Genomic DNA, 9,632 nt, shown 5'->3' on the forward strand with positions numbered 1-9,632 from the left:
CTTGTATTTACCATAAAAAAATAAATTTTTCTAATCGTTTTTTTAAGCCAAGACTAACCCTCCATCAACATTTAAACAGGTGCCTGTAATAAAGGAATTTTCTTCACGAAGCAGAAATTCTGCTGCCCCGGCGACATCTTCAGGCGTTCCCCATCTTTGAACCGGAACATCCTCCATTTGGTATTTATGTCCTTGTGTCATTTCAGTAGCAATTGGACCCGGAGCAATTGAATTGCAAGTAATCCCCCACTTCCCTACTTCACGGGCTATCCAGCGTGTTAAGTTTATAACTCCTGCCTTAGATGCAGCGTATGCAATCCCTGATCTGCCGCCTGAGCCGTCTTGATTAACAGGTCCAATTCCTCCTAATTTGCCGGAAACTGACGCGATATTGACAATACGTCCATGACCTTGTTGTTTCATATACGGAAAAATAGCAGCCTGGCACATTAGAAATGTCCCTGTCATATTCGTGTCAACATCCATACGCCAAGCCTCAATTGTCGTATCTTCAAATGATTCTCTATGACATGTTCCTGCTACATTGACAACAGCATTTATTTCCCCAAACTGTTGAAATGTCTCAGCCATTAACTCTTTGACAAGGGAAGGCTCGCGGACGTCAACAACTTTTGGTACTGCCATTGTTTGTCCTGTCAGTTCCCGGGCAGTGTTATGTAAATCCTCCTCCAAGACATCGGCAAGCACCAACTGATACCCGGCATCATACAAACGTTTTGCAATTGATTGTCCAATTCCCCTCGCCGCCCCTGTAATAATCGCTGTTTTCATTTCTAACCACTCCCTGATTTTTGAAAAACTTTTTAATCTAAAATTGGTTTAATTTTTAAATAATTCAATACAAATTTCTTAAATTCCTCTTTTATTGCACTGCATAAAAATAGCAGCACCCGCAACCACTGGATGCTGCTGATATCTATTTAATAAAATCTTGTTTGTTATTTCCCTTTTGGAGGAATATATTGCGGCTCTGCATCAGTTTTGTTAGCCATTTGCTTCCCTTTATTACTGTGTGCGGCTCTTGGCTGTTCGCCATAATGAGACGGAGAAAAATGGCCCGGGTGTCTTCTTGGATTACTCATTTTTCAGGTCCCTCCCTTCTTTTTTAATATGACCTTGTTCATGGCTGTTATTCTTAACATAACTTTTGTAATAACGTATAAAAAAGGCATCTCCTTCTAAAAAGAAGGGGATGCCTTTTGCTAAAAAATTATACGAATTCATCAGGATCGGGGCCTGTACGTTCATTATTATTTAAAGAATCTATGCGATCCATTTCGCCTTGAGTTAATTCAAAGTCATACACATCAGCATTTTCTTTAATGCGATGTTCATGGACAGATTTTGGAATGGTGATAATATCATGCTGAAGATCCCAGCGCAATATGACTTGAGCAGGCGTTTTACCGTATTTCCCGGCAATTTCCGTTAAGATCGGATGATCAAAAATCCGGCCTCTCATTAATGGGCTCCAAGCTTCAACCTTAATTTGATGATCCTTACAAAAAGCTCTCGTTTCTTCTTGAATCAGCCTTGGGTGAAGCTCAATTTGGTTGACGACAGGTTTATATTCACTGTCAGCCAGCAAGTCTTTTAAATGATGCGGTTTAAAGTTACAAACACCAATCGCACGGACATAGCCTTCCTTATAAAGCTTTTCAAGTGCGCGCCAAGTGTCTTTATATTTACCGCTCACCGGCCAATGGACAAGATAAAGGTCAATATAATCCAGGCCAAGCTTCTCACGGCTTTCATTAAAGGCAGATAATGTCGATTCATAGCCTTGCCTGTCATTCCACACCTTTGTCGTGATAAAAAGTTCTTCACGGGGAACATCAACAGCTTTAACGGCTTCGCCTACACCTGTTTCATTTTGATAAAAGGCGGCCGTATCAATGCTTCTGTAACCAGCGTTTATAGCTGCTTTTACAGCATTAACGACTTCTTGGCCTTCTTCAGCTTTATACACCCCTAAACCAAATCTGGGCATTTCAACACCGTTATGTAATACCACACGATCTGACAAGCCTTTGATCACACAAATCCCTCCCAGAATGTTATAAAATGTAGTTTAACCTTATCAAATTTGGCTTATGAATGTTTAATTATTTGCTCAAAATCATTTAGTTCAGTCATTTTTTCATTTTTTTCTTTTAATTTAAATTATGATCGGGTATAATACATTTAACAATTAACATTTTGTTAATTAAAGGCTTTTTTTAAGAATAAGCGGCAGGAGGAGAAAAAAATAAATGTCCAACCAGGATGCTCTTAAACAGTATGATGCCGGAAAATACCAAACACCAGACGGCTATACATCCGACATCGCTGTCTTCACCATTACAAGTCAAACCGTAAATTATAAGCCGCCTAAGATGACACTTAAATTAATGCTTATTAAACGTTCGAAAATTGATTCAGAAGGAAACCCTAATATTGAGGGAAATAAATGGGCGCTCCCGGGCGGATTTGTTCAGCCGGACGAAACAGCTTTTGAAGCAGCTAAACGGGAACTTGAAGAAGAAACCGGTGTCAACGATGTTCATCTTAAACATTTCGGTGTTTATGACAAGCCGGGCCGGGATCCCCGCGGGTGGATTATATCAAATGCACATTATGCCATTGTCCCCGAGCGTTTTTTGGCCGATAGACAGGCAAATGACGATGCAGCGGAGGTCGAACTTTTTTCATTAAATGATTTGCATCAATTAGATTTAGCCTTTGATCATAAATTCATTGTTTCTGATGCTATTAAAATGATCACGAATGATTTACTGCAAACAACTGCAGCAAAAAATTTCCTGCCAGAATATTTTACTTACTCAGAGTTACAGGCAGTACTGCTTACGGTTTCCGATGATCCGGCCATCTCCAGCGACCAGGCATTTGCGCGGAAAATTAAAACACTGCCATTTTTAGTGGAAGCAGAAGGCCAAACGACGACCAGAACATCAAAGAAACCAACAAAACTCTATCGTTTTGTAGACATGGATATCGTTAAACCCATTTATACTGCGCGTTATTAGGCTTTAAAGCATGACCCGTTTAAACATCATCCATTTATGGGGGGATTAAGATGCAAAGAGCATTAATTGTCATTGATTATACGAACGATTTTATTGATAAGAACGGTGCTTTAACCTGCGGTGAACCCGGACAAAAAATAGATCCGGAAATAACATCTGTCACTAAACAGTTTATTGACAGCGGCGATTATGTCGTCTTTGCCGTTGATTGTCATAATAAAAATGATAAATATCATCCTGAAAGCAAGCTGTACCCGCCGCATAATATTCAAGGCACAGAAGGACGGGAATTATACGGCATGTTAGGGGCACTATATGACAAACATAAGAAAAACAGCAATGTTTATTGGATGGATAAAACACGCTACAGTGCTTTTGCAGGAACGGACTTGGACATAAAGTGCCGGGAAAGGGAAATTAAAGAAATTCATTTAGTTGGGTGCTGCACAGATATATGTGTGTTGCACACAGCTGTTGATGCCTATAATAGAGGTTTTAGTATTGTTGTCCATGAAAAAGCTGTCGCAAGCTTTAACGAAGAAGGCCATCAATGGGCATTAGGCCACTTTAAAAATTGTTTAAACGCAAAAGTTATATAAATCTGGGGGTTATTTAAATGAGTAAAAAATATTTGGATGATGGTTTGGCCCTTCATACGGACCTTTATCAAATTAATATGTCGGAAGCCTATTGGTCAGACAATATGCATAACCGGAAAGCAGTTTTTGAAGTTTATTTCCGTCACCTGCCTTTTAAAAATGGCTATGCCGTTTTTGCAGGTCTTGAAAGGGTGATTGAATACCTTAAAAGTTTCCGTTTTACTGAGGAAGATATCGAGTATTTAAGGGATGAGTTAGGCTATCAGGAAGCGTTTTTAAATTACCTGAGGGAGCTTCGTTTTACCGGAACTGTCCGTTCAATGAAAGAAGGCGAGCTTGTCTTTGGCAATGAACCGATTTTACGTGTCGAAGCCCCTCTTGTTGAAGCCCAGCTTATTGAAACAGCGATTTTAAATATCATTAATTATCAAACGCTTATTGCAACAAAGGCTTCCCGTATTAAGCAAGTGATCGGAAATCAAATGGCAATGGAATTTGGATCGCGAAGAGCCCAAGAAATGGATGCCGCTGTTTGGGGAGCAAGAGCTGCCTATATAGGAGGATTTGAAGCCACATCTAATGTGAGGGCGGGTAAAATGTTTGGCATTCCGGTTTCAGGTACACACGCTCACGCAATGGTTCAGGTTTACCGGGACGAATATACGGCCTTTCATAAATATGCAAGCTGCCATAAAGATTGTGTTTTTCTTGTTGATACTTATGATACCTTAAAATCCGGCGTACCTGCTGCCATTAAAGTGGCCCAAGAACTTGGGGATAAAATCAATTTTAAAGGTATCCGGCTGGACAGCGGGGATTTGGCTTATTTGTCTAAAAAGGCCAGAAAAATGCTTGATGATGCCGGTTTTAAAAATACAAAAATTATTGCTTCAAATGATTTGGATGAACAAACAATTATTCACTTAAAATCTCAAGGTGCGCAAATTGACATTTGGGGAGTTGGGACAAAATTAATCACTGCCTATGATCAACCTGCCCTGGGTGCTGTTTATAAACTCGTATCGATCGAGAATGAAAATGGCGATATGGTTGATACCATTAAAATCAGTGCGAATCCTGAAAAGGTTTCTACACCTGGACTGAAAAGGGTTTACCGTATTATTAACACGAAAACTGATAAATCCGAGGGTGACTATATCGCGATGGAATATGAACACCCTCAGGAAGAGCATCGATTAAAAATGTTTCACCCTACCCATACCTTTGTAAGTAAATACGTGACTGATTTTGAAGCAAGGGAATTACACCAAGATATTTTTATAAAAGGAGAGCTTGTCTATCAGTGTCCGGAACTTAAGAGCATTCAGGACTATGCCAAGGCAAATCTTAATATTTTATGGGATGAATACAAACGGGTATTGAATCCCGAAGAATATCCTGTTGATTTAAGCCAGACTTGCTGGGATAACAAAATGAAAAATATTGATGAAGTCAAAGAGAAAGTCATGCGGAAACTTAATTAAATATATTGAAAGATGAAGCCCTTGAGACCAAGATAGGAAAAAGTTTAAAATAAGGGGGAATATCCTGTGGCTAAGATCGGAATATATGGAAGCAGTTTTGATCCAATTACTAATGTTCATCTGTGGACCGCAAGTACAATTGCCCACCGCTGCAAATTAGATGAAGTTATCTTCTTACCTTGCTCTAGCAACCGAACGGATAAAACAATGAATACAGCTGATGAACACCGTTGGGAAATGATTAAGCTCGCTATATCCGACAATCCAAAATTTAAGGCAAATGACTATGAAATGCACCGGAATGCTTGGGAAGTTTATACTTACTATACAATGGAGCATTTTAAGGAGAAGTTTCCGGAAGATGAACTTTATTTTATCATGGGTGCCGATTTATTGGTTGACATCGCTAATGGTGAATGGAAATTTGCTGAAGAGTTAATTGCAAACAACAAGTTTATTGTGATGGCCCGGGATGGTATTGACATGCTGAAGACTATTTCTCATTCTCCTTTATTGAGGAATCATGATGATGGGACAAGGTTTCATCTTGTCGATAAAGGGTTGGCCATGGAAATATCTTCAACATATATAAGAGAAGAGTTCTCACGAGGCGGTGAACCGCGTTACTTGCTTCCGGAGACATGCTATGAATATATTAAGCAGCATTCATTATACCAATAGGAGGACTTTTTTATGTCATTACAAGAAAAAATTATCAAAGCTTTAAATGTTCAAAAGACCATTGATGCAAAAGAAGAAATCAAGAAACGGATCCAGTTTTTAAAAGACTATTTAATAAAAGCAAAGGCCAAAGGATTTGTTCTTGGAATTAGCGGCGGACAGGATTCAACTCTGGCCGGGAGACTGGCCCAGCTCGCAGTAGAAGCGTGCCGTGAAGACGGATACAATGCAAAATTCATCGCCGTACGGCTTCCATATGGTACTCAACATGATGAAAGCGATGCCCAAAATGCCCTTGCCTTTATAAAAGCAGACGAATCGGTTGCATTTAATATTGCCTCGCCTGTTGATGCCTTTGCCAGCTATTACCCGGAAGCAATGAAAGAAAAGTTATCTGACTTTAATAAGGGCAATGTTAAGGCCAGAATGAGAATGATCGCGCAATACGCTATCGGCGGTCAACATAACTTACTTGTGATTGGTACAGATCACGCTGCTGAGTCAGTTACAGGTTTCTTCACAAAATACGGTGACGGCGGCGCAGATATCTTGCCATTGGCCGGTTTAACTAAAAGACAAGGCAAGTCATTATTAAAAGAACTTGGCGCACCCGAAAACCTGTATTTAAAAACGCCGACTGCTGATCTTTTAGATGAAAAACCAGGTCAAACCGATGAAACCGAGCTTGGCATTAGTTATGAAGATATAGATAATTATCTGGAAGGTAAAGAAGTTACTAAAGATATCGCTGAAAAGATTGAACAACGCTACATAATGACGGAACACAAACGGCAATTGCCAGCTACAATGTTCGATCGCTGGTGGAAATAATTATTCGTCTGCTTTTAATTTGCTAAATACCCCCTGCTAATTACACTGAAGGCAGGGGGTTCTTGTTATTAAAAATATTAAAAAAACAGGACTATAAAAGTCCTGTTTAACGCGCCCTAGAGGATTCGAACCTCTGACCCACGGCTTAGAAGGCCGTTGCTCTATCCAGCTGAGCTAAGAGCGCAAATCACTATTTAAAACAAATGACCCGTACGGGATTCGAACCCGTGTTACCGCCGTGAAAGGGCGGTGTCTTAACCACTTGACCAACGGGCCATATAAATGGCGGAGAAGGAGGGATTTGAACCCTCGCACCGCTTACACGATCTACTCCCTTAGCAGGGGAGCCCCTTCAGCCACTTGGGTACTTCTCCATGGCTCCACAGGCAGGATTCGAACCTGCGACCGATCGGTTAACAGCCGATTGCTCTACCACTGAGCTACTGTGGAATATGGTGGGCCTGAGTGGACTCGAACCACCGACCTCACGCTTATCAGGCGTGCGCTCTAACCGGCTGAGCTACAGGCCCATTTTTAATGGGAACAAGTATAACTGATATGATCTCGCTATGATGATTCACAATGCAGTGTGTCGATCATAAATTAATGGAGCGGGTGATGAGAATCGAACTCACGACCAGAGCTTGGAAGGCTCTTGTTTTACCACTAAACTACACCCGCATTTTTAAATGAAACTCTAGTTCTTCTGGTACCGGTGGTCGGGGTCGAACCGACACTCCCTAAGGAACACGATTTTGAGTCGTGCGCGTCTGCCAATTCCGCCACACCGGCGTCTGGAGGCGACACCCGGATTCGAACCGGGGGATAAGGGTTTTGCAGACCCGTGCCTTACCACTTGGCTATGTCGCCATATGGCTGGGCTAGCTGGATTCGAACCAGCGCATGACGGAACCAAAATCCGTTGCCTTACCGCTTGGCTATAGCCCAAGAATTTTATGGGGCGGCTGATGGGAATCGAACCCACGAATGTCGGAACCACAATCCGATGCGTTAACCACTTCGCCACAGCCGCCAAAAGAATTAAATGGTGGAGGGGGACGGATTCGAACCGCCGAACCCTGAGGGAGCGGATTTACAGTCCGCCGCGTTTAGCCACTTCGCTACCCCTCCAAATTTATGGCGGAGGAAGAGGGATTCGAACCCCCGCGGGCCGTTAAGCCCCTGTCGGTTTTCAAGACCGATCCCTTCAGCCGGACTTGGGTATTCCTCCGCGTTCTGAATGTTAAAATGTATAATAGAAATTCGTAATCTTTGTATTCAACCTCTAATTTCTAAATGGTGGACCCTGTAGGACTCGAACCTACGACCGGACGGTTATGAGCCGTCTGCTCTAACCAACTGAGCTAAGGGTCCAAAATAGCGGCGGAGGGAATCGAACCCACGACCTCACGGGTATGAACCGTACGCTCTAGCCGGCTGAGCTACACCGCCAAAAAAGTGGAGCCTAGCGGGATCGAACCGCTGACCTCCTGCGTGCAAAGCAGGCGCTCTCCCAGCTGAGCTAAGGCCCCGTTATATCGATGGTCGGGAAGACAGGATTTGAACCTGCGACCCCTTGGTCCCAAACCAAGTGCTCTGCCAAGCTGAGCTACTTCCCGTTTTGGAAATTGGACATTAGATGTTCGAGATTAGAATTTTTGTATTGCTTCGAAGCTAAACTTTCAGTCCAACTTCTAACTTCCAACCTCTAATTTCTAGAAGATGGCGCGCCCTGGAGGATTCGAACCCCCAACCTTCTGATCCGTAGTCAGACGATCTATCCAGTTGATCTAAGGGCGCATGGAGCGGAAGACGGGATTCGAACCCGCGACCCCCACCTTGGCAAGGTGATGTTCTACCACTGAACTACTTCCGCATATATATATGATGCGGGTGAAGGGACTTGAACCCCCACGTCGTAAGACACTAGATCCTAAATCTAGCGCGTCTGCCGATTCCGCCACACCCGCATTCTGGATGTTGGATATTAGATGTTTGAAGTTGGATTCTTTTGAATCTCATCGAAGCAAAAGCTTTTATTCTAACGTCTTACTTCCAACCTCTAATTTCTAAAATGGTGAGCCATGGAGGATTCGAACCTCCGACCCTCTGATTAAAAGTCAGATGCTCTACCGACTGAGCTAATGGCTCACTAAAAAGGATGCCGGCCAGAGGACTTGAACCCCCAACCTACTGATTACAAGTCAGTTGCTCTACCAATTGAGCTAGGCCGGCATGTTATGATGGCGGTCCCGACCGGATTTGAACCGGCGATCTCCTGCGTGACAGGCAGGCATGTTAACCACTACACCACGGGACCAGTGGTTGCGGGGGCAGGATTTGAACCTGCGACCTTCGGGTTATGAGCCCGACGAGCTGCCGAACTGCTCCACCCCGCGATGATATAAAATAGAAATTTTGTTCTCTTGCTATTGTAAAAGGAATAAGTTTGGTAAAACTGTTTCTTCCTCTGCAAGCTTATGCTTCGAAGTGTATCCGTCGAAACAACTCGAAGATTATTCGATGACGTTCCGCTCGTTGCTCCACCCCGCGATGATATAAATTATATGGTGGAGGATGCAGGGCTCGAACCTGCGACCCCCTGCTTGTAAGGCAGATGCTCTCCCAGCTGAGCTAATCCTCCAGAATACGCCTGGCAGCGTCCTACTCTCACAGGGGGAAGCCCCCAATTACCATCGGCGCTGAAGAGCTTAACGACCGTGTTCGGGATGGGAACGGGTGTGACCTCTTCGCCATTGCTGCCAAGCCAACTACTTGAATCTGCTTCTCTGCAGGTTTGCGACGAGCAGGCAATACTTCATTGCTCTAACGTCGGTGCAGGAGCAGACTATGTATAAGAAGGTTGAACCTTCAAAACCAGTAGCGAATATAAGACATGTTGTATTTTGGTTAAGTCCTCGACCGATTAGTATCTGTCAGCTTCACGTGTCACCACGCTTCCACCTCAGACCTATCAACCTCATCATCTA

General features: G+C 43.0%; 8 protein-coding genes, 24 tRNA genes and 2 rRNA genes. 5 read left to right on the forward strand and 29 right to left on the reverse strand.

The genetic code is table 11. The features are described 5' to 3' along the window. Positions 1–42: 42 nt before the first annotated feature. The 3 genes from ACFQRG_RS03055 to ACFQRG_RS03065 form a co-directional block, all read right to left on the reverse strand. The gene (locus tag ACFQRG_RS03055) at positions 43–792 is read right to left on the reverse strand and encodes an SDR family NAD(P)-dependent oxidoreductase (protein ID WP_380963511.1); all 750 of its coding nucleotides are present in this window, start codon (positions 790–792) and stop codon (positions 43–45) included. A 167-nt stretch (positions 793–959) separates the two neighbouring features. Further along, complete coding sequence (gene sspN / locus ACFQRG_RS03060; protein ID WP_380963513.1) at positions 960–1,103, reverse strand: acid-soluble spore protein N; 144 nt, start codon at positions 1,101–1,103, stop codon at positions 960–962. A 128-nt stretch (positions 1,104–1,231) separates the two neighbouring features. Beyond that, the gene (locus ACFQRG_RS03065) at positions 1,232–2,059 is read right to left on the reverse strand and encodes an aldo/keto reductase (RefSeq protein ID WP_380963515.1); all 828 of its coding nucleotides are present in this window, start codon (positions 2,057–2,059) and stop codon (positions 1,232–1,234) included. Between the two features lie 214 nt (positions 2,060–2,273). Here ACFQRG_RS03065 and ACFQRG_RS03070 point away from each other — a divergent pair, with 214 nt between their 5' ends. The 5 genes from ACFQRG_RS03070 to nadE all read left to right on the forward strand — a co-directional run bounded on the left by ACFQRG_RS03070 (position 2,274) and on the right by nadE (position 6,642). After that, complete coding sequence (locus ACFQRG_RS03070) at positions 2,274–3,047, forward strand: NUDIX domain-containing protein (RefSeq protein ID WP_380963517.1); 774 nt, start codon at positions 2,274–2,276, stop codon at positions 3,045–3,047. A gap of 50 nt (positions 3,048–3,097) precedes the next feature. Then, positions 3,098–3,646, forward strand: coding sequence for a cysteine hydrolase family protein (locus tag ACFQRG_RS03075; RefSeq protein ID WP_380963519.1), 549 nt, complete (start codon positions 3,098–3,100; stop codon positions 3,644–3,646). A 17-nt stretch (positions 3,647–3,663) separates the two neighbouring features. Continuing rightward, entirely contained in the window at positions 3,664–5,130 is a 1,467-nt protein-coding gene (locus tag ACFQRG_RS03080) for a nicotinate phosphoribosyltransferase (protein ID WP_380963521.1), read from the forward strand. Between the two features lie 66 nt (positions 5,131–5,196). Next, positions 5,197–5,811: a nicotinate-nucleotide adenylyltransferase gene (nadD, locus tag ACFQRG_RS03085; RefSeq protein WP_380963523.1), complete on the forward strand. Its 615-nt coding sequence runs from the start codon at positions 5,197–5,199 to the stop codon at positions 5,809–5,811. A 12-nt stretch (positions 5,812–5,823) separates the two neighbouring features. Further along, positions 5,824–6,642 carry an ammonia-dependent NAD(+) synthetase gene (nadE, locus tag ACFQRG_RS03090; protein WP_380963525.1) on the forward strand — a complete coding sequence of 273 codons (819 nt, stop codon included), beginning with the start codon at positions 5,824–5,826 and terminating at the stop codon, positions 6,640–6,642. Positions 6,643–6,752: 110 nt separating this feature from the next. Here nadE and ACFQRG_RS03095 read toward each other — a convergent pair. From ACFQRG_RS03095 to ACFQRG_RS03220, 26 genes are all read right to left on the reverse strand, one after another. After that, positions 6,753–6,826, reverse strand: a tRNA-Arg gene (locus ACFQRG_RS03095). A gap of 20 nt (positions 6,827–6,846) precedes the next feature. Further along, positions 6,847–6,918: transfer RNA gene (locus tag ACFQRG_RS03100), tRNA-Glu, on the reverse strand. 7 nt (positions 6,919–6,925) lie between these two features. Beyond that, positions 6,926–7,016 (reverse strand) — tRNA-Ser (locus ACFQRG_RS03105). 1 nt (position 7,017) lies between these two features. Further along, positions 7,018–7,092 (reverse strand) — tRNA-Asn (locus ACFQRG_RS03110). A gap of 3 nt (positions 7,093–7,095) precedes the next feature. Further along, positions 7,096–7,172 (reverse strand) — tRNA-Ile (locus tag ACFQRG_RS03115). A gap of 77 nt (positions 7,173–7,249) precedes the next feature. Further along, positions 7,250–7,323: transfer RNA gene (locus ACFQRG_RS03120), tRNA-Gly, on the reverse strand. Between the two features lie 26 nt (positions 7,324–7,349). After that, positions 7,350–7,434: transfer RNA gene (locus ACFQRG_RS03125), tRNA-Leu, on the reverse strand. Between the two features lie 3 nt (positions 7,435–7,437). After that, positions 7,438–7,512 (reverse strand) — tRNA-Cys (locus tag ACFQRG_RS03130). A gap of 3 nt (positions 7,513–7,515) precedes the next feature. Next, positions 7,516–7,590, reverse strand: a tRNA-Gln gene (locus ACFQRG_RS03135). A 9-nt stretch (positions 7,591–7,599) separates the two neighbouring features. Next, positions 7,600–7,675: transfer RNA gene (locus tag ACFQRG_RS03140), tRNA-His, on the reverse strand. Between the two features lie 13 nt (positions 7,676–7,688). Further along, positions 7,689–7,773 (reverse strand) — tRNA-Tyr (locus ACFQRG_RS03145). 7 nt (positions 7,774–7,780) lie between these two features. After that, positions 7,781–7,873: transfer RNA gene (locus ACFQRG_RS03150), tRNA-Ser, on the reverse strand. Positions 7,874–7,939: 66 nt separating this feature from the next. Then, a tRNA-Ile gene (locus tag ACFQRG_RS03155) sits at positions 7,940–8,016 on the reverse strand. Between the two features lie 4 nt (positions 8,017–8,020). Next, positions 8,021–8,094 (reverse strand) — tRNA-Met (locus tag ACFQRG_RS03160). A gap of 7 nt (positions 8,095–8,101) precedes the next feature. Then, positions 8,102–8,174, reverse strand: a tRNA-Ala gene (locus tag ACFQRG_RS03165). 10 nt (positions 8,175–8,184) lie between these two features. Next, positions 8,185–8,261 (reverse strand) — tRNA-Pro (locus tag ACFQRG_RS03170). Between the two features lie 104 nt (positions 8,262–8,365). After that, positions 8,366–8,442 (reverse strand) — tRNA-Arg (locus tag ACFQRG_RS03175). 1 nt (position 8,443) lies between these two features. Then, positions 8,444–8,518 (reverse strand) — tRNA-Gly (locus ACFQRG_RS03180). A 12-nt stretch (positions 8,519–8,530) separates the two neighbouring features. Next, positions 8,531–8,612 (reverse strand) — tRNA-Leu (locus ACFQRG_RS03185). A gap of 105 nt (positions 8,613–8,717) precedes the next feature. Next, positions 8,718–8,793: transfer RNA gene (locus ACFQRG_RS03190), tRNA-Lys, on the reverse strand. A gap of 11 nt (positions 8,794–8,804) precedes the next feature. Next, positions 8,805–8,877, reverse strand: a tRNA-Thr gene (locus ACFQRG_RS03195). Between the two features lie 9 nt (positions 8,878–8,886). Then, a tRNA-Asp gene (locus ACFQRG_RS03200) sits at positions 8,887–8,962 on the reverse strand. A gap of 2 nt (positions 8,963–8,964) precedes the next feature. Beyond that, positions 8,965–9,041 (reverse strand) — tRNA-Met (locus tag ACFQRG_RS03205). 169 nt (positions 9,042–9,210) lie between these two features. Beyond that, positions 9,211–9,286 (reverse strand) — tRNA-Val (locus ACFQRG_RS03210). A 7-nt stretch (positions 9,287–9,293) separates the two neighbouring features. Continuing rightward, positions 9,294–9,409, reverse strand: a 5S ribosomal RNA gene (gene rrf / locus ACFQRG_RS03215). Positions 9,410–9,548: 139 nt separating this feature from the next. Continuing rightward, positions 9,549–9,632: ribosomal RNA gene (locus tag ACFQRG_RS03220) — 23S ribosomal RNA — on the reverse strand; the annotation flags it as partial.

The organism is Scopulibacillus cellulosilyticus (assembly GCF_042665295.1).
Lineage (GTDB): Bacteria > Bacillota > Bacilli > Bacillales > Sporolactobacillaceae > Scopulibacillus_A > Scopulibacillus_A cellulosilyticus.